Genomic DNA, 22,103 nt, shown 5'->3' with positions numbered 1-22,103 from the left:
CAAGCAATCCCCTAACCCTATCTGAGTAGGCCATGGTTGGGTTGTGTGGTTGGTTTTATTATCTTTGTGGTGTTGCTTTAAAAGTAGGATTAGTATCCAGCGCCGTGAGGGTGTTCAGCGAGGTTATGGGTGAGGCCGTGGAGCTGCCTGATAAGCCAAAGAGAATAGTGTCCCTAAGCCCATCAATCACGGAAACTCTCTTCGAAATGGGACTTGGGGATAGGGTTGCAGGCGTGACGGTCTACTGCCATAGACCCCCAGAGGCAATGCTTAAGCCAAGGGTGGCGGCATACACTGGGGTATTGGTGGATAGGCTGAGGGGTGTTAACCCAGACCTAATACTAACCACCACGGGTGTCCAGAGGGGGCTAATCAACGAGGTTAAGGCCATTGCACCAACCTACCCAATACCAATACCAGTAACCATATATGGTGTCCTAGACTTCGTGAAGAAGGTAGCCCTGGTGGTTAATGAACTGGATAGGGGTGAGGAGCTGGCCATTGAGCTACTTAGGACCCTAACCGAGTACGCCAAGGCATGCCCACCCCTAAGGACATACGTGGAGATTGAGTTCGAGGAGCCGTACACGGCCGGCGCACACACCTACGTAGACTCAATGCTTAGGTTACTCGGCTTAAGGAATATTTACGGTGATGAACCAAGGGCGTACTTCAGCCTAGGCAGAGGGACCATTGAAGTGGACTTGGCCATATACGACCCTAAGCCCATTGGTAGGAAAAGGGGTAGTGAAGAGGTGGTTAATTGGCTTAAGGCTAGGGGTATTAAGGCTAGGGCCTACCTAATTACGGAAGGTGATGAACTGGCTCACCATGGGCCTTACTTAATCAGGGTGACCTTGCGTAAAATAGCCGAGATCTGCAATAAACTGCATTGAGGGTAGTGGTTTAAATAGGTGGATTAATAACCCTCAACGGTGATGAGGGGTCGATGAGTTGATGAATTATGATTATGGAAGGGACGAACTGACCTTAAACAGCATTACTATGCAGCAATGGTGAGACTTGCCGTTCTTTCGCCATGAAGGTACCTTTTTAAGTGCACCAGGTCTATGACACCTATGAGTATGGGTTGGGTTCAAGTGGGGCTGATACTGGTTGTGCTGGCGTTGGCGTTGGTTTCACTAGTGGCTTATCTGAACCCCATTAAACACTTCGCCGTTAACATATTGAACAGTGAGCACGTGGATAGGGCAAGTTACCTAAACCCAACCCTAAGCCTTGTTGAGTCAATTTACAGGTACCAGTACATCAACACATCCGCTGTGCTAAGTAACTTAACTGGGATTAAGAATGTGTACCTTTCACCCACACTAAACCTAGCCTGGAATGTGTACAGGTATGAGGCGGTTAATGAGTCAGCAACCCTCAGCAGGCTAAGCATGGTTAACTCAAGCCTCTACACAATGCTGATCAAGGTCCTTACTGAGCTAAATACGGACACGTCCAGCATAGTGAGTAGCGTTGAGGGTAGTGAGCGGGGCGTGTTGAGCGGGGTTAGGTATTACAGTAACTTAACGGTAGTTAATGTGACAAGTGGCCTCAAGGAGGAGTCCACTAGGATATTAAGTAGCATTGAATCTAACTCATCATTGATACTTAACTCAATGGGCTACTACTACAATGAGCTGATGGGTAACTTAACCTCAAGCTACATAAGCATCAACGGTAAGCTTAATGAGGCCCTTGGAGGGCTTAGCGGCATTAATAGCAGCATCGCTAGCCTAGGTAATGAGGAGGTAGGTATCTTAAGCAGCATCAACAACACGGTTAGCGAAATAGGCGACAATGTAACCAGCATTAAGGGTAAGGTTAACCTAATTCTAACCGAGTTAACCGCCATGTACCAGGTCTATGGGACTCCGGGTGTTCAATTGGGGGCTGGGCAATACGCACTGTTCACCTTCAGCAACTTAACCCTCGTCTCAAGCCTACTAATCAACTTAACGTTAACCAACCAATCAGCCTACATATACTGCTACACGGTACCCAGCACAGGCATATACGTTACGGCGGCTTCCATGGCGAATTACACCGGTACAGTGACTCTGAGGGTTGTTAATTACCCGTGTTGGCAGGTCACCGTTTACGCGCCTGGTGCAATGTTGAACTGGTTCTCAGGTGTCCTGCTTTACCAGGGTTAATCCATAGTCTTAGTTTAAATAACAACTATTAAACATTAAAACTGATACCACAATGACCCCCTCCCCGTCCTGAAGGGCGGGGTTTCACCGTGGGGGTCTTGGGTGTTACCCCGTCTGTTGCGGGGTTAGTGGTTTTGTTCTTGGGGTGGTGGTAGGGGTGGGGTATCGCCCCACCGGCTCATCCAAAAAGCCCAAACCCCCTCTTGGGGGCACCACCCCAAGCACCAAAACCCCAGCAGAGTTGAATTGTATAAACCCACCGCAATGAAACCCACACAGTGGTGCAACCCCGCCCCTAGAAGGGGCAAGGCTTGTCGTGTGCAGTCATTAACGGGCCAGGCTATAGGGGCAGTGGGACTTGTGGTCGCATAGTGCACACTTTCCCTGGCTTGGGCTTGGTTTGGCATTTCTTGAACCCAGCCAGTAGTCTAATGCATATTCGAGTTCACTCATGAACTCGTTGAAGCTTGTAACATCCACGACATGCATGTAGACCCCATTACTCAACTGCCTATGCCTAACCCCATCCTCAATAGCCTTGGTTATTGAATCCACGTGGTCTATTAGCCTATAATCCAGCCCCCTAATCATCTTAACCACCACAGCCCTCTCAACGTTTAGGTTCAGCATCCTTAGGAAGTGGTAATAGGCCTCCACCTGGTAAGCCTCCCTGGGGTTAACGTAACTAAGCCTATGTACCCTATTGGTGGTTTTAAGCTCAACCACTAACCATGGTTTACCATCCCTGTTAATTATCAGGTCCGGTAAGCCCAGTATTGGAATCCCCTTAACAATGGCTAGCACACTCCTCTCCTCAACATATGGCTTGGTGAAGTCCGCCTTACCCACCCAGTTCCTCATCCTCATGTTGAAGAAGGAAACCCCCTCCTCACCCCTATTAACCACTACAGGATCCCACCCCGACTCGAGACTAAACTCATCGGCTATGCCGCCGAGTTGCCTTGCGTGTTCGTAAAGCCCCTCCACGGCTTCATCCCCAATAACCCTGCCCTTGGTGTAGTCTAAGTGAACCCTGTATTCGCAGAACCTTAACTGGGTGGATAGTTGATTGACCATTAGGAACAGGGCCCCATGCTTAAGCCTCGGTACCCTATGCACCTCCCCACCCCACTCTAAGTACGCTTCATTATTATCAATCCTTAGTACAGGTACATCACTTAACCTCATGGTGACTTACCGTTAGTTAATGCTTAACGCCTAAAACACCTAGCCCATACCAATGCCTAACCATGTTACCCGCAGGGTAATAAGGTAAGTAATCATAACCATGTTCATTTACCGTAGGTTGGCGTATCATGATCCCGCGGCCTAGTTTCAATATGTTGAAGAAAAACGTATTAATTAACTCATCTAATGTCTCCTTAATGTTCATGAATCTTTCATTCGTTAAATGGTGTTTAATGTGCAATCCTTTATCATAACTCATGGTAATGCCCCTCCCCTTATTCATACCACCTCCACTACAATAGATGAAGTGGGTTATTTAAATTAAGCGTATCTTCATGTATACTTAAAGGCCTAACTCACCCAACCAATGGGTATAAAACGCTTCCGCTGTTAAATCTTAAATACGTCATGCGTATCTGCGGTTATGGCTGGTGGGGGTGTTGATGAAGGTAGGAGGAACTTTCTTAAGGCTATGATTATAGTGGCTGGGTTAAGTGTATTCGTCGGCATGTTACGTGGTCTTGAGGTTTTAGTACCGCCTAAGGTGGGGCTTGAGGAATTCCCAAGGCTACTACTTGTTGATGAGAGGGGCAACCCCATTAAGGCATCTAGCATACCAGTTAATGGTAGGCAAATTGCCCTATTCCCATATCCACTTAACAATGAACCTAACATGCTGCTTAACCTGGGTGATGAAAACGGTAAGCCTGTGGAGGTTCCACCAATCACCGTTGTGATACCACAGAATGGGGTCTCATACGAGTTTCCAGGTGGTGTTGGGCCAAGTAGGTCGATTGTAGCCTACAGTGCCATATGTCAGCACCTTGGGTGTACCTTCCCCGAGTTAACCTTTTACCCACCTGGCGTTAAGGTTATGACCGCTAATGGACCAATGGATAAGATAATCTACTGCCGCTGCCATGGCTCAACCTTCGATCCTTATCGCGGCGGTGCTGTGGTTACTGGCCCTACCGTGAGACCCTTGCCGGCTGTTGTTCTTGAGTGGGATCCAAGCACGGATGAGCTATATGCCGTGAAGATGATAGGGCCGGTGATATATGGTCATCCAGGCTTCAGCAACCCAACACTGGACACTGTTAAGAACCCAACGGGAGACCTACAGGGGGGATCACCAGCAGGAGTAGCAACAACGGTGGTTAAGTACTACAGTAACCCCATACTGTAAGGTGGTGATATGGGTGAGTGTAGTTTCTGGGATTGGATTACGGATACCCTTCACTTAAGGGATTTACCATTCATGGGTGCGCCAAGCCTCATGTTCAATGTAAGGTATTGGTTTGGGACCATAGCAGTAGCAGCGTTGGCATGGCAAGTGTTAACTGGGTTAATATTACTACTTTATTATCAACCTAGCAACGCCTACGACTCAACAATGGCTATAATACACAACGTCCCCTTCGGCTCGATACTACTCTCAAGCCACCTATACGGTGCATACGTAATGATACTTGCAGCCTATGTCCACGGCATTGACGTGTTCCTCAGGGGTACTTACAAGAAGTCTGGGGGTGCTCAGTGGGTGTTGGGTGTCTTACTGTTTGTATTAACCTTAGGTGTATCCTTCATAGGATATTCCCTAACTGGTGATGTGTTAGCAACCGATGCTGTTGATGTTGGTAAAGGCGTACTTACGGCATTAGGCTTACAATCGCTAATACCGGTGTTTTTCGGTAATGGAACGCAACTTGACTTATTCACAAGGTTGCTGGGTTGGCACATAATAGTTGCCGCTGTAATAATACTCCTCTTCATGCTCCACTACCCGAGGGTGGGCTATAGGGTGCCGGCTATATCGAGGAACAATGACCTTACAATCAAGCCTTGGTGGCCGAGGAACCTCATATTCACATTAGCAGTGACCCTCCTAACCTGGGGCGTAATTCTGCTGGTACCGTCAATACTAGCAGTGCCACAGGTACTGGGTAAGGTACCGATCCTGTTCTCACCATACCCAGGTCCATCACTAACTAGCCCACAGGCCAGCAGTATACCTGCTTACCCGCCGTGGTTCTTCCTCTTCCTGTACAAGATGGTTGACATGCCATTCGGCTTAACGGTAAACGCGGTAATGGGGATCGTAATACCCCTCGTGGTGCTTTTAATAATACCAGCCCTAGATAGGGGCGGCTCACCCCACCTGCTTGATAGGCCATGGGTGACCGCATTGTTCATAACCGGGCTAATCTGGGTTATTGAGTTAAGCGTATGGGGTGCAGTACAACCTGGCATACCCGTTAAGCCTACGTGGTTCGCAGTGGTCATAATACCCCCAGTCTTGGTATCCTTTGGAGGCGTCTATGCTGCACGTAGACGTTGGATTAAGGTTAAGGGGCGTATAGCCAGATTCACTACTAGAGGCGTAAAGTTTAGTCTAAGTAAAAACACGGCTGTGGCATTAGGCTACTCAACATCAATGATAGCCATAGTTGCAATAACCACATCCTTCGCCCTGAACCCTATTTCAGATGGCCCATATGTAGGCGTGATGTGGGGTATAGCCTTAATCTCACTAGCAGCCTCATTGATGGCGTACTTATACGTAGAGTACCTATAGGTTAAAACCCTAAAACCCGATTAAAAACATGGGTGATTGCAGTGGGGTTGAATAGGATTAGGGTTTGGAATGAGGATGGGGTTGGGGTTATAGCCATTGATAATGGCCCCGAGAACCAAATCACCGTTGACGTAATGGCCCAGTTAATGGAGGCCCTAATGGCGGCCAACCAGGACTCGAATGTAAAATGGGTTGCCTTAACGGCAACTGGTTCAGCCTTCTTCACGGCTGGGTTTGACTGGGGTTCCCTAGGGGAGGATTACGACTCGGTTAGGGAGTTCGTGAGGGTTTTTAAGGCCCTGGTGTCCCTCATGGTGACGCTCGATAAGCCGATAATAAGCATCCTAAACGGCTCAGCGGTTGGCATGGGCCTTGAATTGACGCTGCTCAGCGACTTAACCATAGCACCACCCGACGTTTACCTATGTTACCCGGAGGGTTCTGTGGGTGTCCCGCCGGCCTTCTCAATGCCCATCATCCAGGGTAGGCTACCTAAGCCACTTGCCATTAGGCTGCTTTCAGGTGAACCCATAACACCGGTGGAGGCTGAGGGGGCTGGTTTACTTAAGGTTGTGCCTAGGGGTAACCTGTTCGGCGACGCCAAGTCCATGATAATGGGTATTAGGGTTAATGCACTAATGCGGAGGCTGATGAATAGGGAGGTTAGGTTAAGCATTGATGAGGCTGAGTCCGTGCTCATAGACGCATTAATGTCTAGGTGCCTAACCCACACCTCAAGGGATGAGTTAATCAAGGCTGTTAAGGAGGCTAGGGGCAGGTGCAGGGGCAGGTACCATGCATAGCGCTCACCCCCAATGACCCTAAACCCCCCATTGATTAAATTAGCTATTTCGAATTTACCTGTAAGCCTTTCCACGGGAACGGAACCGTGAAACCTGAGGTGGAATCGCATGGAACTTGGATTATCCTTTTAAACAAACCAAACAATGAGGCTTATATGAGGTCTTGGGTAGTAGCCGTGGTGGTTGTGGTGTTGGCGGTGGCCGCGGTGGTGGGATACCTCAGCCTAACCTACGTTAAACCAGCATCAGTGTATGTTTACATGAGTGATAAGCCTACGCAGGTACAGCACCTTTACATTACCGTGTCATCAATAATGCTTCATAATGAGGCAAGCGGCCAATGGTACACCTGCAGCAACTCAACAATAAGTCTCGACCTAGCCCAGTTAACATCAACATCGCAACTGGTGGCCAAGTGTAACCCACCCAACGGCACCTATAACTTAATATTCCTCGGAATATCAAGCGTCAAGGCTGTGGTTAATGGACAGACGTACGACTGCACGGTGCCCAGCGGCGTAATCAAAGTACCCCTTGAACCCCAACCCATTGTAATAAATGGCACAGTGTACAACATAAATGTAGACATGGGCATGGTTAGCAACGTTAACCTAACTGGGAACGGCAAGTGCATAGTGAAGCCGGTGGTAAAGGCAACAACATCAAAACGTTAAATATCTACATTCCATTCTCCTTTAAAATCAATTACCTAGGTTTTTATGCCCATAGACTGTTTAAGGGAACCATGGGCAATGCTTCTCATTATACCTCCCTAGTGAAGTCGTTGATTGCTTTGAGGATGCCCTCGGCGTCTACATTAACCTTCCTCTCCTTAACCATTGTCCTCAGGGCCCAGTGGTATACTGGGACTTGGTATGCATAGTCCCCACCTACCCATAGCTCACTGGGTAACTCAGATAATAACTCAAGTCCAGGTATCCCTAGGTAGATCATTATGTTCTTCTCAAGGAGACTGAAGACACCCCTCACCGCATCTGGCTGAACCGTGAATTCACCAAGGCCACAGTTCCTGGCTCTGTGGCTACCATACGCTTATTAACCTTTGTAGTACATCGTTAACGTCAATGAGATTATGCCACTTTCAGTACTTCTTAAAGGCATCACATATAGCGGCGATGACTTGCTCATTAAGCCACGTCTTCATGTCCCAACTTAGCATTATGACCTCGTCAAGCATCCTCACGTTACCCCCTATTAGGGTCCACATCGACATTTTTAACGTCGGTTAGTTCAATGGCTTCACTAGCCACGTCCTTAAATGCTCCTCTTGTAGGTTCCAGGTTAAGTACCTTGGGCCACCCTTACTGCCCAATTTATCAATCACGGATATGGCCGCTTGGTCGCTAACCGATAGAAGCGCCTTCACCCATATATGACCCCCCTTCCCCACCCTTTGGGGTGGGGTTTCGTTGTGGGGGTCTTGGTTGTTACCCCCTCTTTGGGGTTACTAAAAACCCTAATAGAGCCAGTATTTACAACCCCATCCCACGTAGTGGGGCAACCCCACCCCTAGAAGGAGCGAAGCTTGACCATTATGTCACAGCGGTACTTATAGGCTTACCATAATTTAAAGCCTTTCATACCTCTTCCACCAATGCCGCTTAAAGATACATCAGTTAGTGCCCTCACCTTGAATCTTAGCCTAGTATTAATTGATAGATCTCAGGAGTAATGGGTATTAATGTATATTACTCATGATAATCTCTTGAGCCTTTTTAACCATTTTCTCTACGTTTGATTGCCTTACCTTAATGGCGTTTGCGTCTAGTTTTGCCTCGTGAAATCCCCATATGTGTAGGTAATTTGCCTCATCCCAAGCCACCCTAAACCATTCGCCAAGCCTCTCGCTTATTGCCTCCACTGCCTTCTCCAGTTCAGTTACAGTCCACCTACCCCTCTCATTAACCTTATTAAGCACTGTATCCAACTTGTAATGAATAGTCAACGCCTTAATAGCCTCCTCTGTAGCCTTGTAAAGCTTCTCACTGGCTTGAACAGGATCCCTATCCACTAACCCCTTACCCTCCTCAAGAAACATTACAGCTAATTCCATATGAGCATCAGCCGTGATTTCAGGATCCAAGCCCAGGTGCCTTGAAATTAGGTCTATTAAGTAGGATTCCGGTTCAATACCCCTCCCTTTAAGTTCCTCAGCTAGCCTCTTAGGGATGGTTAACGTGTACATTGGGTTTATGTTGTTATTTGATTAATGCTTTTAAAGCTATGCTTAACGTTGAATTAGGGTTTCGTTGAGGTGCGTTGCATGTCGGGTAATGTGATGCATAGCCTAGTGAGGGCTGTGGTGCTTGATGAGCCGATTAACCTAGGGCCTGATGTTATTGAGCTGGCCAGGTTGAATAAGGTCCTTCTTCACGTTCTCAGGGTTGCTAACCATGATGGTGAGTTAAGGGTATCCCAGGAGGATGGCTTAAGGAGAATTATTAATATTGTTGCTGAGGTTGAGGATGCCTTAGGCGGCATAGAGCACGCCTTCATAAAGCTCATTAAGCCCATTACCTACGTGCCGGCTGACGTTGACATTCTAGTTAAGGGTAGTCAAGTGCCGTTAGCCACCTTAAGGCTATCAACACTTGGCTACAGGGTTCTGGTACATGAACCATACACCATAACGCTGGTTAAAAATGGCGTTAACGTTGATCTATATACGCACCCATCAGCAGCCAACCTGGTTTACATTAGAGGTGAGGAGCTATTGAACTCAAGAGTTGAGGCAAATTTCAACGGCGTTAGGGTGACCAGCATTAATGAGAATTACGAGGTGGCTTTAACCGTGCTTCACGCAATCTACAAGGAGGGTATAGTGACCCTCAACGACTCAGCCACGGTCCTCAAGTGGCTAAATGATGACTCACTTAAATTATGTGCTAGGTTAAAGTGTATACATGCCCTTGGTTTAACGCTCAACGCCATGCTGCTGTCCATTGAGGGGCAATTAAGGCTCCCATACAAATTACCCATGGGCTACTGGGCGGTTAAGCTACTAGGCAGGGTAATCGGCAATACGCAGTATACGCCATCAATCCTACAGGGCATTAGGCGGATCAACGACCCTAGATTCATGATGCAGTTGGTCGATAGGATCACAAGGATAAGCTACTGAAAATTTAAACAAACCCCTCACCCTGAGGGGTAAGACTTCTCGAAATCTTTGGGTTAACCCATTTACCAATACCGCCATGTGATTCAAGTAACCATCACATGTGAAATTATCTACGTAAAAATGTAGTTAAAGTTTAACCTAGCTAAGGAAACACTTATTTAGCAGTACCCAATTTAACCCTTGAGGGGGAAGTAATGTCTGTTGATTTGAGGGGTTTGTTGTTGAGGTTGCTTCGTGAGGATGAGGAGTTTAGGTTGGCTGTTATGGGTTTGCTTGGTTATAGTGATGTTAAGTCTTCTGTTGATAGGCTTGTTGAGGCTGTTAGCGAGTTGGCGAAGGCTGTTAAATCGCATGATGAGAGGTTAACCAGACTCGAAAATGCAGTGGAGGAGTTAACGAGAGCAGTTAAGGCACATGAAGACAGATTAACCAGGGTAGAAGATAGACTAACCAGACTGGAGAATGCCGTGGAGGAGTTGACGAAAGCAGTTAAGGAACAATCTAAGGCGATTGAGGAGTTAGCTAAGATCGTGAAATCGCATGAGGATAGGTTGGCTAAGGTTGAGGAGGCTATTAAGGCTTTTGATAGGAGGTTGATGGCGCTTGGAGCTAGGTGGGGTGTTGAGTCTGAGGAGGCTTTTAGGAATGCCATGATGGGCGTGGTTGAGGGGATTCTGGGTGTTGCCACGGTTGGTAAGTGGGTTTACTTCGATAAGGATGGCGTGGTTTATGGGCATCCATCCCAGGTGGAGGTTGATGTAGCGATTAGGGATGGAACACACATACTAATTGAGATTAAGGCAAGTGCCTCAAGTGGCGATGCGCTGGAATTCTCAAGGGTTGGAAAGCTGTACGAGACCGTCACGGGCATTAAACCGAGACTCGTCCTAGTGACACCGTTCATTGATGATAGGGGGTTGGAGGCTGCTAGGAAATTGGGTATTGAAGTTTACACTAGTGTTTAATTTATCAATCCCAATCCACTAATTAACTTAGCTAGCGACTCTGATGGTGTCTCATGGGTCGTGTCTATGGTCACTAATCCCAGTTCCCTTGATAATGCCCTGTAGATAACCCACTGCTTTGGTATTGTCTTAGCCGTTGGCTCACTACCCTTACGCTTAACCAACTCCCTGGGGCTGGCGGTCACTAGCACGTTCCTGCAGTACCTAGTGGCCAAGGCTAGTGTGGCCCTACCCCATAGACTGCCTAAGAAGCCCACGTCAGTGGTTACACAGACCCAGACTAGGAAGTCTAGGAGCCCCCTCTCACCCACAACCACCCCGTAGGTGCCTGGTATTAGGAATTGGAGGAACCACCTTGGCAGCATTGATGCGAATTCTAGAAACCACCACAGTGGCCTTAAGCTACTGGGTATCGATATCCCGTAGTATGGGTTACCCGGTCCCCTCATGTTACTGAACAGTGATAGGAACCTGGCCATTAGTGAAGCTGCGGTATGAGATCCCCTTAGCCAAGATACCTTAACCCGCCTATTACTGGATAGGTGCTTAGCCAGTAACCTAGCTAATGTGCTCTTACCTGAGCCATCAGGCCCAGATAAGCATATTACCCTCTCCACGCGTTAAAACCGCCACAATGCCCTTAATAACTATTGGTAGTGTATGGGCCTGCTAGGCCGTGCGTATTAACGGCGCGTACTTGAGCGTGCTCCTGTTCATGGCGACGGCCCCTATGGTTAATGGGACTAGGGTTAACTTACCGAGTATTAGGCCTAGCATTGTGCTTAATAATGCTGGTGTTGGTATTACGCCTAGGAAGGCTATTGGTACAAAGACTAGGCTATCCACTGTCATGCTAACTGGGTCACTTACACCAACCCTCTTAAACACGTTGCCCAGTATCCTACTGACCAGGGTTACGTCGAGGGTCTCGGCGGTGAAGAAGGCCACCACGCTGGCCACGGCTATCCTGGCTGACTCACCCACTATGGCTATGTAGGCTGACTGCAACCCCCAGAAGGGTGCTGATGGGGCGTATATGGTTAATTGGGCCATGGCCCATAGGCCGAGTTGAAGTAGGGCTGCAACCCTAACAACCCAGTAACCCAGCCTCCTACCATACTTAAGCGTTATCACGTCTAGGGTGGCCACTGTGGCCGAGTACGTCACGGTGCCGGCTGGTAGGTTGGCGTAGCCTATGTTCATTATTTTGCTGGCTAGGAATTGGCTGGCTGTCAGGAGCATTAGGTATGTTGCCACTGATGAGGCTAGGAGCACGCTATCCCCTCCAAGCCTCCAGGACAGGTACATGACTATGGCCGTTATCCCATACACCACAGCAGCCTCGATTAGGAAGTAGATGGCAGGGTACATTGGGCAGGCCTGGGCTGCAGGTTTATAAGCTTTTACCTGTGTATTAATGAATCAAGATTCAGGTAACATTTAGATGAGAAACTTGCCCACTGGGTTACTAGGTTCACCAGCACTGCTGGGTGGGTCCCTGTTGCCGTAAACCACGTTCAGTGTTACGTAGGTTTGAAGGTAAATGTAGTTGCCGGATACGACGAATATTGGCACCCTGTATGAGCCCGCCAACCTAGGCACTACCGTGCACTTAACCCTCGATGAACCGGGCTGTATGGTTAACTCAATCTGGGTGTCCAGGCAGATGACCCTGAACCTGGCTTGGGTACCCATGTCGTTGTTGAACTCAAGCTCGATGTCAATTGGCCTATTCACAACCCCACTGTACACATCCTTAAGTGGCCTCATGGACATCTTGAACCGTGAGTCCAATACGCCCCTAGCCTCGTTGATCCAGTGCTCAATTAGGTCCGGTGTCCAGAATTCAGCCCACCAGAAGTCGCTGTCTAATGCATGCCAGATGGCGTACCTGGCCTCAGTCACCTTACCACCCAACGCCTCCTCAAGCCCCCTCATGTATCTGTAGGTGTCGAGGACCCTTACCCAGTAGTCAGCGTGCTCCCTCCTCTCCCCATCCCACTTAGTGAATCCACCTAGCCAACTGGTCGTTGGAACGTACGTTATAACCCTCCTGGGTTGGTTAACCTGGCTTAGCCTAACGGTCTCCACTATGCCGAGTTCCTGCATCCTGGTTAGGTATGAGTATAGCTTATCAAGCATGAAGCCTACCATGGCTGGGGTCTTGGACATGGCTATGAAGTTCTCCCCATCGAGTGCAATAACCACTAACTCACCCCCAGTCTCTACAATGGATCTACTTAACATTGCGGCTAACTTAAGGGCACTCCTCTCATCAGGTAGGTTGTTTTGGAATGACAATATGTCGCTGAGCCTCTCATCCCTAAAGAAGATGGTTAACCTACCACCCAGGCTGTAGGCCTCGTAAATACTCCCCTTATCACCCTGCACACCTGGGAAGTGGTTACCTCCGCAGAGGACCGTGTACCTTATGCCGTGCTTCTCGTAAATGTCGAGGAGATCCATGCTCCAGGCCATTTCAGGGGTCCACGCGCCCACTGGGTTAACTCCAAGTACGCTCCTGGTAACCTCCATGCCTGCCCCAAGCTCCTCGTCAACTACGTCAATCATCTCGTACCTTGAGGTTAAGTAGCCTAGTATCGTGTGGGCGTAGACGCTTGTTAGGGCCTCCAACTGCCCCCTACCAACCTGAACCCTATACATGTCAAGTGCCTTTGCCACGAGGCCAACCTCATCACTACCCCTTGGGTGGACCTCACCGTTAATCAGGGTGAAGCCCCTCTCAACTGCATCAACCCACTGCTTCAGTAGGCTTGGGGATAGGTGCACGTTAACCTTAATATCCTTATACTTTTCATGCAAATAGGCGTGGAATAGGTACGGGCCGCCGTTGAAGAATGGCCTCATTACTGGTGCGTAGACGTACCTAAAGGCCCAGTCGGCGTAATACTTACCATTGCTCATGTACCAGGGTGGCTGGTGCATGTGGTAGACTAGGGCCAGTTTAACGGGTCTCTGGGTCTCAATAACCCTAACCTTAATCGACTCCGTGAACCTGCTGCCCCCTGCATCACCGTTAAGCCTAATAACCCAAAGGCCAGGTTCATCAACCTTAAAGGACTCCTCAACCACGGTGGCCTCGCCGGGCAGCGCCATGGCTGACCCGCTCCACGAGGCCATGTGCCTATTATCAAGTAGGTAGTCTAGGGTTAGGTTAACCTTAATTGAGGACTGTGAATCATTAATCAACCTAACCTTGACGCCAACCTCATCCCCGACCCTATGCACAGGGCTATCGACATCAAGCAGTGACCTCATTAAAGTAGCCATGTCAGGGCTGAATTAATAAGACTTCCGAGGAAAATAATGAAGGTTACTGGTCATCATTGAAGCACCTGCTCATGACCTTTCTAACGGCATTCCTAAGGTGGAAGTCCACTGTAGCCTTGGATAAGCCTAATTCCTTAGCCAATTCACCCAACCCCACACCCCTGGGGTAGTTGAAGTAGCCGAGTTCAATAGCCTTAGTTAACACTACCCTCTCCATTAACGTTAAACCCCCACCCCTAACCCTCCTTTCCCCAACCCTACTGTACGTTAATGAGGCCACGTAGGCCTTCTCCCTAAGCCTACTAACAATCTCCCCAATAACCTTACCAGACCTATTACCTGGTATGGCCACTGTGAAGTATTCGAAGCCGTCACTGTACTTAGACGACTCTATGAAGATCCTACTATCCACGAAAACCGACTTAACGCTGAACTTGTAATCCGCGTAAAGCACTATGTCGGTGAAGTTCTTACCGGGATTAACACTAATGATCCTTACAACATCCCTATACCTACTCCTCAAGTCGCTGATAAACGACTTAATGGTGTCATCAAGCCTCTTATTTATCCTGAAAACCTCGAAGTTAAGGCCCTCACCCTGTAGGGGAATGAAGTACGGGTTATTAACCGTTAACTGATACTTCTCCGTTAACTCAGTCCAATCCCCATAATGGTGAAGCTTAATGTTAAGCAGCATCACAACTCCACATAATGATTACTCCTTATTAAGTTTTATTCATATATTTTACAAATATTTAACAATGAAATCATATGGTATTAAGACATACTCATTTAGTTTAAAAGAGAAGAAGAATTTCAAGGTTTGGCTAGTTACCCTTAGCAGTAGTTACTATGTCTTATGTGAAATTTAAAGTATATAATGTATCAATTTACTTATATTAAATGCATCTGAAACATCGAACACGTTAGAATAAGAAATATAAGTCTAGAACCATTAAGCTGGGTTATGAAGTGGGGTTACGTATTACCCGTGGTAGCGGTTGTTGTGTCTATAGTAGCTGTGTCTAGTGTTAATGTTGTGGGTGCCCAGCAGTCCTACCCAACATACTCAATGTATATGGCAGCCCCCTGGTACTATACGCTACTTCCACCTTGGCCTGCTCCTTGGTGGAATCCCTTCGCCACAGGTAATATACTGTTCTTTACCGGTACCTGGATGCCTATTGCTGATTTTGAGGATCCCACTGGTCAGTGGTGGCCTGTTTTGGCTAAGAGTTGGACTGTTTTTCCTCAGAATCATACGTTAATCATCTACTTTAGGCATGATCTTTACTGGTTTAATGGCACTGTCGTAATACCATTCACCGCATGGGATGCATATGCCTGGTTCTACATCAGTGATAAGGTGTTTGGTGATTGGGAATCCTATGGCTTAATGCCCCAGAACGCCGACAAGGACTTCATAATCATCAACAACTACACATTATCAATACACTTCGACTACTGGACAAATACCGGGTATTATTGGCTTCTAATGAGCTGGGTTCCTAATACGCCATGGCCAGTTTGGGAGAAGGTAGTCGAGGAACTTAAAACAATGAGTGTTACTCAGGCTCAGAGGTTTTCAAATAACATAACGAGCATGGTTGTTCCGTATTGGGGCCTTGCACCATATTACGTTACTAAAGTCTCCTCAGGTTACGTCACAGTTCAACTTGAGCCTGAGTACTTTAATGGCAAGCCACTGTTAGCCACATGGAATAAGATACTGCCATTCCACACGTGGCAATACTACCCAACAATAACGATAAACATTGGGCTCTCAGGTGGGTTAACCCAAGAGGTCTCATTAGCGATTCAGACCGACAACTACTTCATACATACATGGTATCCGTCATTAAACTTCATGCAGGTTCTTGAGAGTCATGGTTACTCAATACCGTTAATACCAGACATATCCATTGAGGGTATTGCTATACCAACCTACTACCCGTTTAATATTCCTCAGGTTAGGCAAGCCTTCCTCTACATTATTAATAGGACTGAGGATGCCTTGGCTTGGGGTGCACCGCAGTTAATCACCCCAGTTTACATTAATGTGCCTGCACCTGAGCCTAACGTTGTCCCAGGTCTGTGGTTGTCTTTCCCTGAGGATATTAGGGCTATGGTTGTTAACTTCACCCAGCCCAACTGGACTAAGGCGGCTCAACTCCTTGAGTCAGCCGGCTTGTATTATAAGAATGGGCAGTGGTACCTGCCCAATGGGACGCCACTAACGTTAACGCTTTATGCTAATTCGGGGGCTCACTTAGCTTGGCTTAAGGCGGCTCAAGTTGATGCGCTGGCATTAACCGAGTTTGGCATTAAGACTACCCTAGTAACTGTCGAGTCAAGCACGTATAGCACTGAGATCACCAGTTGCCAGTTGCCTAATACGGCTACTGACTGGTTCTATGCTGGTTCTAATAAGGGTGGTGTTGATGAGTCATGGATATACTACGACTACGCCTACGGTACGGCACCTGCACTTTACCCATCAGCATGGTGCATACCAGGTCGTACAACCCCATTCGCTTACCCGATTGTTCAGAATGGTCAGATTACTGGTTGGTACTGTAAGCCATTGGTCACGAACCTACCCATACCAAACAATACAATTATAACATGCGTAAACTCAACATTCGGCTACTTCAACTTCTCGAATTGGGAGAGTGCCATAAGTGCAGCCATGCCGGGTTCAAGCACATACTATGACTTGGTTAAGGCTTATTTCGCATGGTTCGAATACTGGGTGCCGGGTGTTGAACAGTTTGAGGCTCAGATAGCGTATGCGTTCCCAAGCGATAAGGTTGACCCAATGTGGGCCTACCAGTGTCTAAATGTCACTAACCCGAAGTACACTAGAGCAGCCTACGCGATACTTCACAATTGGGCTATGGGTTGGGGTTGGGATGGTCTCTACCCAGGATTTAACACCTGGCTATTCATGGGTGCCTTTGCGCCTCCAGGTCAGATACCACCATTAGCTCAAGCGATTATTAATGGTAGTCTTTGGACTAGGTATCCTCAGTATGCTGCTTTCATTGGTTTGCCAACGCCGGATCCTGAGTTGCAGGCTTGTGTTGCCTCATACTTCCACACAACATACACACCAGTAACAACAACCACAACCACTACAACAACCACGACTACTGCCACTACTACGGCAGTATCAACGGTGACTTCAACAACCACAGTAACGAGCACTATAACAAGCACCTCAGTATCAACCACAACAGCAGTAAGCACGGTAACCGTGACAAAACCAGTAATATCAACAGCATTAATCGCAGGAATAGTCATAATAGTAGTGGTCATCGCCGCAGTGGCCGCAATAATAGCACTAAGAAGGAGGTGAGGATACTCATAAAGTTTAAAATAGATTAAAATAATTTCCTTTTGTTTTTGCCTTATATTTATCTTCTATTTAGGCTTGTTGCTCAATATACGTTGGTGGTTCGGTGTTTGCTAGGGCGTCGTTTATGATGTCTACTGCTGTTACTGATTCCCTGAACTCTGGCTTGATGAGTATCCTGTGCATTAACGCTGGGTATGCTGCTGCCTTTACATCGTCGGGTATTACGTAGTCCCTACTCTCCATTAGTGCCATTGCCCTTGCCAGTTTAAACATGCTTACCAGGGCCCTTGTGCTTATTGGTGCATCAATCCTCTTATCCGCCCTGACCCTATTAACTATGTTAATCATGTAGCCCAGCACCGAGTCGTCCATGTAAACGCCCTTAACCTCGCCTGCCACCGAATCAAGCATGCCGTTGATCATTGAACCATCCCCCATGACCTCACCCTCAATAGTATCAATACCCCTTATTATGGCTGCCTCATACTCGGGTTTTGCGTAGTCCACGTATAGGCTTACCATGAACCTATCCAGTAGGGCTAGGGGAAGTGGTTGAGTTGCACCTAGGGTAACCTCAACAATGTTCATCGTGGCTATTATAACATTTGGCCTTGGTAGTGGTATTGGCTTACCCTCAATTGTCGCCTGCCCCTCCTGCATAACCTCAAGCAGGGCCGAGAGGGTCCTGGCTGGGGCCCTGTTTATCTCATCAAGGAGAACCACGTTGTTGAATATTGGCCCCTTGTTAATCCTCAATTCACCACTGGGCGTGTAAATGGCGAAGCCAACTATGTCTGATGGGAGGGTTTCGTTGGTTACCTGAACCCTCCCAAAGCTACCACCAATGGCCCTGGCCAGTGCCTTAGCCAGTGTGGTTTTGCCGCTCCCCACAGGGCCGAGGAGCAGTATGTGTCCCCCCGCTAGTAATGCCGCAACAACAGTGTGGACGACTGTTGGGTTGCCTATGAAGACCCTGTTGACGTACTCCTCAATTTGCCTAGCCACCTCGGCGGCATTAACCACACGGTGCCCTTACCTCCGCCTTTTTAAAAATAGCATTAAGGATAGTAGGACCATGGGTGCCGCCGAGAGGGCGTAGTTGGCTGGGTACTGTGATGCGTAGTGGCGTAGGTATGCTACATACATCCTGAGGGTTAACTGAACCCCACCACCCAGTGATGGGATTAAATACGCGGCTGAGCCATTGCACAACTCCCTGAGCAGCATCATGTTGCCCCCGTAACCCAGTAGTGAGTTCATGAATACCCCTGGGCTTGAAATAATGACCACGTAACCCTTACCAACCCTAGCAGTAACCATTACCGGGAATGGACCTGCCTCACCACCTGCTATGCTGCTTAAGCCGGTTAAGGCGACTACAGCGGCATTCCCCGGGTTAATCACCGTGGCGTTGTCCAGTGTTATGAAGGATGCCGTTATGTTCAATGGACTATAGTTACTCACTGCGGCTATTGGGAAGTACTCGTTTAGGGAGTTGAAGAGTGGGTCCTTGATCACCAGGCCCGTGATTGATACATCAACACCCAGTTCCCTTAGTAGGTGATTGGCTGTGGGTGAGTTAGAGAGCACCACAACCACACCACCCCTTGCCAACACGCCCCTAAGCCCATTGACATACGCCTTAGGTAGGTTGACGAGGGGTATTACGAAGACTACCCTACTGCCGTTCAACTCCCAGGGCGTGTAAACTGGCCTTAGGCAGATTGAGGCTGCCTTTGAGTAGCCGTCCCAGTTTGGGTTGCTTGGACTGTAGGGGGCTGTGTAGGGGTATAGGTAGACCACTGCTAGGGCTAGGAGGATGGATAGGGTAATGGCCACCGCCAGCGTCCTCACCGCCTAATCACCATGGCCAGGTAGCTTGATGCGGCCTCAACATCACTATCGGTGGGTAACCTCGGTGAGTAAAGGGCCTCCTCGGCTAGGGCAATGAGCCCATTGAGCCCCTTAACAACCTCACCATCGGTAAGCCTACCACTCACTAGGGCTAGGTACTCCCTAAGCGTTAACCCGCCGCCAAAGGCTATCCCGGTGGCCGCGCCCACAGCCATTATTGCCTTGGTGAGGGAGTCTAATATTGCCTTAACCCTTGGGTCACCTAACCTTGCTGAGGGGATGGGTTGCCTAAGGGACTTGGCAACGGCCTCAACTGTAACGGCCACTGGGGTTTGGGTTACTGGGGCTCTATGCCTAACCCCCCTTGTTAGCCTAACGGCGACTAATGCTGCTGGGGCTAGGGCGGCTAGTATGGCTAGTTGGGCTAGGTTAACCACAAGCACCCTCACGGTTGCGGCCACTCCTTCAATGGGTGGGTTTGGGGTTATGGTTACGTTGAGTGTGGTGAACCCCATGCCTAGGGTTAAGGGTAGCCTAATGGGTATGGTCACTGTGGGTGAATTAACCACCACAGCCCTTCTCAGTGGGCCTAGGTTAACCAGTAGGGTTAGGTTTCCCTTAACCGGTGGCTCAATGCTTATGCGTATGGCACCTGTGAGGCCGGCTAGGAGAACTGTGCCGCTTAGCCTAATGCTCGGCCTAACCCCAACCACCGTGATGTTCAGGGCGCGTTCAGCTGGGGAGTAGGTTAAGTTCGGCTTAACATAGATGAGTAGGGTTATGTTGCTTGGCCTTAGAACTGAGGTTGGTATGGTTAAGTTGAAGCGGCCGTTTATGGAGGTTGCATTGAGGCTTAACCCACCAACCATAACGGTAACTGCCCTATCACCCCCAGTCACGTTACCCCAAATCAATAGGTAGTCACCCCACTTAACAACTGTGCCGTTAACGTGAATCACCAGCCTGGTCTCATTGAAGAGCAGCCTAACCGTGGCCTCGGCGGTTGAGCCAGCCAGCCCCTTGTTGACCGGTATGAAGAGTGCCTTAACCGAGGTTTCGTTGACGTAAATGTAGGGTAGCGTTATGTTTACGGTGTAGAAGCCAGTGGAGTTGGTCACGGCTGAGGCGATTACTCTACCGTTAACGGTTACCAGGATTAACTGACCCCCCAGCCCCGTGCCGTTGGGTAGTGTTAACCTACCGTAGGCCGTGATGGTTGAGCCTACGGTGGCTGAGCCACTGGTTAGGTTTATGGTTAACGTGGTGTTCATGGCGCTGCTGCTTGACGCTAGTTTACTGATTAATTGGCTTAGGGTTGAGTTACCTAGGGCAGTGGTCATGTACTGGGCCGCTAGCAGTAGGCCTGCACTGTGGCCTAATAGGCCCTGCACTCCGGTGTTGTTCAATATTAACTCACCTATCATCGACGTGTTGATTAATGGCACATTATATGGGATGGCTAAGTGACTTGAGGAAGCTAGGTTGATTAGGGTGCTTAATTCATTAGTATTTAGTGGTGGTGCCTGGCCGTTGGAGTAGGCTGTCCTACTGGCGTTTATGAAGCCTATGATGGAGGCCAGCTTAGCCTTAGTTAAGTTGCCTAGTGTTGAGTTGATTAGCATGAGGGTTTCCTTAATATCGTTAATGCTTATGACCTGCTGGGCTGTGGTTGGGTTGACTAGGTTAGCCTCCGTGGGTGTCTTAAGCATGGGCTTAATGGCGATTAGGGCAGCTACGAGGATGATTAATGCTAGGGTTGAGTAGACTAAACCAAGTCTCATAACGAGACACCTAATATCGCCATTATCCTCAGGGCGGCGAAGTATGTGAAGACTGCCACTAGGGTTATGGAAATTACATTGTGTATAAACCTAACCTTCCTCGGTATTGGCTCGGCTAGGAGCATGCTGGCTAGGTATATTATGGTGTATAGGGATAGGTAAATGTCCAGTGAACGAACTCCCAGGTAGTAGAGGAAGGAGGTCAACACTCCGGTTAGGGTTAGCTGGGTGATTAAGGCGTCCTTAAGCATTACCCAACACCCTTAACCTAACCAACAATGCACCCCTATCCCTAGCCTCATCCTGAATGGCAATTGGCCTATTAAGAACCTCGGCGGTTATTGAGGCTACTATGGAAGCCACCACTGAACCTAACACGGCCCTTATGGCTGAGTTTCCGTATAGGTCAATTAACCTAGCCCCCTCAACCCTAACACCAATAACCTCACCCTCAGTCACAGCCACCCCCCTAGCCAGTGAAAGCTCCCTAACTAGGCAGTTCCTCAGGGAGGTCTCGAGGTCGCTTGAAATAACCTCCCTACACGCCGCCACAGCCCTGGATCCTGGGGAGGCTAGGAGTAGCCCCGTTGCCCCCTGCCCGTAGGTGGCTAGGGGCTTACCAATAATCTTAATACCGCCTAGGCCTGCAATCGGCGTTGACGGGACAAGGACCATTGGCTCACCCCCCACGGCGCTTGAGGGTAGGTAGATGCCGTTGTTGACAACACCGGAGGCCTCCACAAGGGCTGAGACGTTCTCCCAGGCTGCGGAGGCTAGGTTCACGATGGTGTGCTCCATGGCCCCCTCATCCCACTGCACCAGTATGCCTATGACGAAGACGGCCACCCCAAGCACCATTAGCGGCGTTAATCCGGGTTCAAGGTAACCCACCACGGCTAGGGCTGAGCCAAGCGCCATTAGCGATGGGCCAGCGTCGCTGCGGGTATTGGGCATTGGTTGAGGTGGCTTGATAGACTTAATAAA

The 22,103-nt window shown here is 48.7% G+C and carries 23 protein-coding genes; 9 read left to right on the top strand and 14 right to left on the bottom strand.

Going from position 1 to position 22,103, the window contains the following annotated elements; all coding sequences use genetic code 11:
- Window positions 1-104: 104 nt before the first annotated feature.
- Window positions 105-896 carry a helical backbone metal receptor gene (locus tag AAX04_RS07025; RefSeq protein ID WP_066796073.1) on the top strand — a complete coding sequence of 264 codons (792 nt, stop codon included), beginning with the start codon at window positions 105-107 and terminating at the stop codon, window positions 894-896.
- 183 nt (window positions 897-1,079) lie between these two features.
- Window positions 1,080-2,162 carry a hypothetical protein gene (locus AAX04_RS07020; protein WP_066796071.1) on the top strand — a complete coding sequence of 361 codons (1,083 nt, stop codon included), beginning with the start codon at window positions 1,080-1,082 and terminating at the stop codon, window positions 2,160-2,162.
- A 327-nt stretch (window positions 2,163-2,489) separates the two neighbouring features.
- Here AAX04_RS07020 and AAX04_RS07015 read toward each other — a convergent pair whose 3' ends face one another.
- Window positions 2,490-3,350 carry a PD-(D/E)XK nuclease family protein gene (locus AAX04_RS07015; RefSeq protein WP_066796068.1) on the bottom strand — a complete coding sequence of 287 codons (861 nt, stop codon included), beginning with the start codon at window positions 3,348-3,350 and terminating at the stop codon, window positions 2,490-2,492.
- Between the two features lie 424 nt (window positions 3,351-3,774).
- Between AAX04_RS07015 and AAX04_RS07005 the strand changes: the two genes are divergently transcribed.
- The 4 genes from AAX04_RS07005 (at window position 3,775) to AAX04_RS06990 (ending at window position 7,402) form a co-directional block, all read left to right on the top strand.
- Window positions 3,775-4,536 (top strand): Rieske 2Fe-2S domain-containing protein, encoded by a 762-nt coding sequence (locus AAX04_RS07005; RefSeq protein ID WP_066796062.1) that lies wholly within the window; start codon window positions 3,775-3,777, stop codon window positions 4,534-4,536.
- 9 nt (window positions 4,537-4,545) lie between these two features.
- The gene (locus tag AAX04_RS07000) at window positions 4,546-5,925 is read left to right on the top strand and encodes a cytochrome bc complex cytochrome b subunit (RefSeq protein WP_066796060.1); all 1,380 of its coding nucleotides are present in this window, start codon (window positions 4,546-4,548) and stop codon (window positions 5,923-5,925) included.
- Between the two features lie 41 nt (window positions 5,926-5,966).
- Window positions 5,967-6,728 (top strand): enoyl-CoA hydratase/isomerase family protein, encoded by a 762-nt coding sequence (locus AAX04_RS06995; protein WP_084761256.1) that lies wholly within the window; start codon window positions 5,967-5,969, stop codon window positions 6,726-6,728.
- A 155-nt stretch (window positions 6,729-6,883) separates the two neighbouring features.
- On the top strand, window positions 6,884-7,402 hold the full coding sequence (locus AAX04_RS06990; RefSeq protein WP_066796057.1) for a DUF4382 domain-containing protein: 519 nt from the start codon (window positions 6,884-6,886) through the stop codon (window positions 7,400-7,402).
- A gap of 88 nt (window positions 7,403-7,490) precedes the next feature.
- Here AAX04_RS06990 and AAX04_RS06985 read toward each other — a convergent pair whose 3' ends face one another.
- The 4 genes from AAX04_RS06985 to AAX04_RS06980 all read right to left on the bottom strand — a co-directional run bounded on the left by AAX04_RS06985 (window position 7,491) and on the right by AAX04_RS06980 (window position 8,934).
- Window positions 7,491-7,718 carry a hypothetical protein gene (locus tag AAX04_RS06985; protein ID WP_066796055.1) on the bottom strand — a complete coding sequence of 76 codons (228 nt, stop codon included), beginning with the start codon at window positions 7,716-7,718 and terminating at the stop codon, window positions 7,491-7,493.
- A gap of 112 nt (window positions 7,719-7,830) precedes the next feature.
- Complete coding sequence (locus tag AAX04_RS12475; protein WP_255363531.1) at window positions 7,831-7,962, bottom strand: hypothetical protein; 132 nt, start codon at window positions 7,960-7,962, stop codon at window positions 7,831-7,833.
- A 12-nt stretch (window positions 7,963-7,974) separates the two neighbouring features.
- Window positions 7,975-8,115: a hypothetical protein gene (locus AAX04_RS11935; protein ID WP_156519739.1), complete on the bottom strand. Its 141-nt coding sequence runs from the start codon at window positions 8,113-8,115 to the stop codon at window positions 7,975-7,977.
- A 312-nt stretch (window positions 8,116-8,427) separates the two neighbouring features.
- Window positions 8,428-8,934, bottom strand: a complete 507-nt coding sequence (locus AAX04_RS06980; protein WP_066796052.1) for a PaREP1 family protein — start codon at window positions 8,932-8,934, stop codon at window positions 8,428-8,430.
- A gap of 78 nt (window positions 8,935-9,012) precedes the next feature.
- Here AAX04_RS06980 and AAX04_RS06975 point away from each other — a divergent pair, with 78 nt between their 5' ends.
- Together AAX04_RS06975 and AAX04_RS06970 are read left to right on the top strand one after the other, a co-directional pair.
- On the top strand, window positions 9,013-9,870 hold the full coding sequence (locus tag AAX04_RS06975; protein ID WP_066796101.1) for a hypothetical protein: 858 nt from the start codon (window positions 9,013-9,015) through the stop codon (window positions 9,868-9,870).
- A gap of 194 nt (window positions 9,871-10,064) precedes the next feature.
- Entirely contained in the window at window positions 10,065-10,835 is a 771-nt protein-coding gene (locus tag AAX04_RS06970; protein ID WP_066796049.1) for a PD-(D/E)XK nuclease family protein, read from the top strand.
- Here AAX04_RS06970 and AAX04_RS06965 read toward each other — a convergent pair.
- The 4 genes from AAX04_RS06965 to AAX04_RS06950 all read right to left on the bottom strand — a co-directional run bounded on the left by AAX04_RS06965 (window position 10,832) and on the right by AAX04_RS06950 (window position 14,823).
- On the bottom strand, window positions 10,832-11,452 hold the full coding sequence (locus AAX04_RS06965) for a thymidylate kinase (RefSeq protein WP_066796045.1): 621 nt from the start codon (window positions 11,450-11,452) through the stop codon (window positions 10,832-10,834). The genes AAX04_RS06970 and AAX04_RS06965 overlap by 4 nt on opposite strands.
- Window positions 11,453-11,504: 52 nt before the next feature.
- A complete protein-coding gene (locus tag AAX04_RS06960) occupies window positions 11,505-12,206 on the bottom strand; it encodes a queuosine precursor transporter (protein ID WP_066796042.1) in 702 nt (233 codons plus the stop codon).
- A gap of 69 nt (window positions 12,207-12,275) precedes the next feature.
- Window positions 12,276-14,114, bottom strand: coding sequence for a glycoside hydrolase family 57 protein (locus AAX04_RS06955; protein WP_066796040.1), 1,839 nt, complete (start codon window positions 14,112-14,114; stop codon window positions 12,276-12,278).
- Between the two features lie 55 nt (window positions 14,115-14,169).
- Window positions 14,170-14,823 carry a helix-turn-helix domain-containing protein gene (locus AAX04_RS06950; RefSeq protein ID WP_238377832.1) on the bottom strand — a complete coding sequence of 218 codons (654 nt, stop codon included), beginning with the start codon at window positions 14,821-14,823 and terminating at the stop codon, window positions 14,170-14,172.
- Window positions 14,824-15,093: 270 nt separating this feature from the next.
- On the opposite strand from AAX04_RS06950, the gene AAX04_RS06945 reads away from it, so the two are divergent.
- Window positions 15,094-17,484 (top strand): ABC transporter substrate-binding protein, encoded by a 2,391-nt coding sequence (locus AAX04_RS06945; RefSeq protein WP_066796036.1) that lies wholly within the window; start codon window positions 15,094-15,096, stop codon window positions 17,482-17,484.
- 69 nt (window positions 17,485-17,553) lie between these two features.
- Here AAX04_RS06945 and AAX04_RS06940 read toward each other — a convergent pair whose 3' ends face one another.
- From AAX04_RS06940 to AAX04_RS06920, 5 genes are read right to left on the bottom strand one after another with little or no spacing between them, the layout of a single operon-like run.
- Window positions 17,554-18,507, bottom strand: coding sequence for a MoxR family ATPase (locus tag AAX04_RS06940; protein ID WP_066796033.1), 954 nt, complete (start codon window positions 18,505-18,507; stop codon window positions 17,554-17,556).
- Between the two features lie 9 nt (window positions 18,508-18,516).
- The gene (locus AAX04_RS06935; protein WP_066796030.1) at window positions 18,517-19,338 is read right to left on the bottom strand and encodes a DUF4350 domain-containing protein; all 822 of its coding nucleotides are present in this window, start codon (window positions 19,336-19,338) and stop codon (window positions 18,517-18,519) included.
- Complete coding sequence (locus tag AAX04_RS06930; RefSeq protein WP_066796027.1) at window positions 19,335-21,119, bottom strand: DUF4129 domain-containing protein; 1,785 nt, start codon at window positions 21,117-21,119, stop codon at window positions 19,335-19,337. Before AAX04_RS06930 ends, AAX04_RS06935 begins: the two co-directional genes overlap by 4 nt.
- Window positions 21,116-21,370 carry a hypothetical protein gene (locus AAX04_RS06925; RefSeq protein WP_066796024.1) on the bottom strand — a complete coding sequence of 85 codons (255 nt, stop codon included), beginning with the start codon at window positions 21,368-21,370 and terminating at the stop codon, window positions 21,116-21,118. The genes AAX04_RS06930 and AAX04_RS06925 overlap by 4 nt, the downstream gene beginning before the upstream one ends.
- Window positions 21,363-22,073: a hypothetical protein gene (locus AAX04_RS06920; protein ID WP_066796020.1), complete on the bottom strand. Its 711-nt coding sequence runs from the start codon at window positions 22,071-22,073 to the stop codon at window positions 21,363-21,365. The genes AAX04_RS06925 and AAX04_RS06920 overlap by 8 nt, the downstream gene beginning before the upstream one ends.
- Window positions 22,074-22,103: the final 30 nt, after the last annotated feature.

Origin of the sequence: Caldivirga sp. MU80, assembly GCF_001663375.1 — an archaeon.
Lineage (GTDB): Archaea > Thermoproteota > Thermoprotei > Thermoproteales > Thermocladiaceae > Caldivirga.
Note: the sequence above shows the minus strand (reverse complement) of the source record. Positions and strands in the feature narration are given on the sequence as shown.

Coding starts and splice junctions, on each gene's coding strand:
- AAX04_RS06975 (WP_066796101.1), top strand. CDS start 9,013: ATGTCGGGTAATGTGATGCATAGCCTAGTGAGGGCTGTGGTGCTTGAT.
- AAX04_RS06950 (WP_238377832.1), bottom strand. CDS start 14,823: ATGCTGCTTAACATTAAGCTTCACCATTATGGGGATTGGACTGAGTTA.
- AAX04_RS06945 (WP_066796036.1), top strand. CDS start 15,094: ATGAAGTGGGGTTACGTATTACCCGTGGTAGCGGTTGTTGTGTCTATA.
- AAX04_RS06925 (WP_066796024.1), bottom strand. CDS start 21,370: ATGCTTAAGGACGCCTTAATCACCCAGCTAACCCTAACCGGAGTGTTG.
- AAX04_RS07000 (WP_066796060.1), top strand. CDS start 4,546: ATGGGTGAGTGTAGTTTCTGGGATTGGATTACGGATACCCTTCACTTA.
- AAX04_RS07020 (WP_066796071.1), top strand. CDS start 1,080: ATGAGTATGGGTTGGGTTCAAGTGGGGCTGATACTGGTTGTGCTGGCG.
- AAX04_RS06970 (WP_066796049.1), top strand. CDS start 10,065: ATGTCTGTTGATTTGAGGGGTTTGTTGTTGAGGTTGCTTCGTGAGGAT.
- AAX04_RS06920 (WP_066796020.1), bottom strand. CDS start 22,073: ATGCCCAATACCCGCAGCGACGCTGGCCCATCGCTAATGGCGCTTGGC.
- AAX04_RS06930 (WP_066796027.1), bottom strand. CDS start 21,119: ATGAGACTTGGTTTAGTCTACTCAACCCTAGCATTAATCATCCTCGTA.
- AAX04_RS12475 (WP_255363531.1), bottom strand. CDS start 7,962: ATGTCGATGTGGACCCTAATAGGGGGTAACGTGAGGATGCTTGACGAG.
- AAX04_RS07015 (WP_066796068.1), bottom strand. CDS start 3,350: ATGAGGTTAAGTGATGTACCTGTACTAAGGATTGATAATAATGAAGCG.
- AAX04_RS06960 (WP_066796042.1), bottom strand. CDS start 12,206: ATGTACCCTGCCATCTACTTCCTAATCGAGGCTGCTGTGGTGTATGGG.
- AAX04_RS06990 (WP_066796057.1), top strand. CDS start 6,884: ATGAGGTCTTGGGTAGTAGCCGTGGTGGTTGTGGTGTTGGCGGTGGCC.
- AAX04_RS07005 (WP_066796062.1), top strand. CDS start 3,775: ATGGCTGGTGGGGGTGTTGATGAAGGTAGGAGGAACTTTCTTAAGGCT.
- AAX04_RS06980 (WP_066796052.1), bottom strand. CDS start 8,934: ATGTACACGTTAACCATCCCTAAGAGGCTAGCTGAGGAACTTAAAGGG.
- AAX04_RS06955 (WP_066796040.1), bottom strand. CDS start 14,114: ATGAGGTCACTGCTTGATGTCGATAGCCCTGTGCATAGGGTCGGGGAT.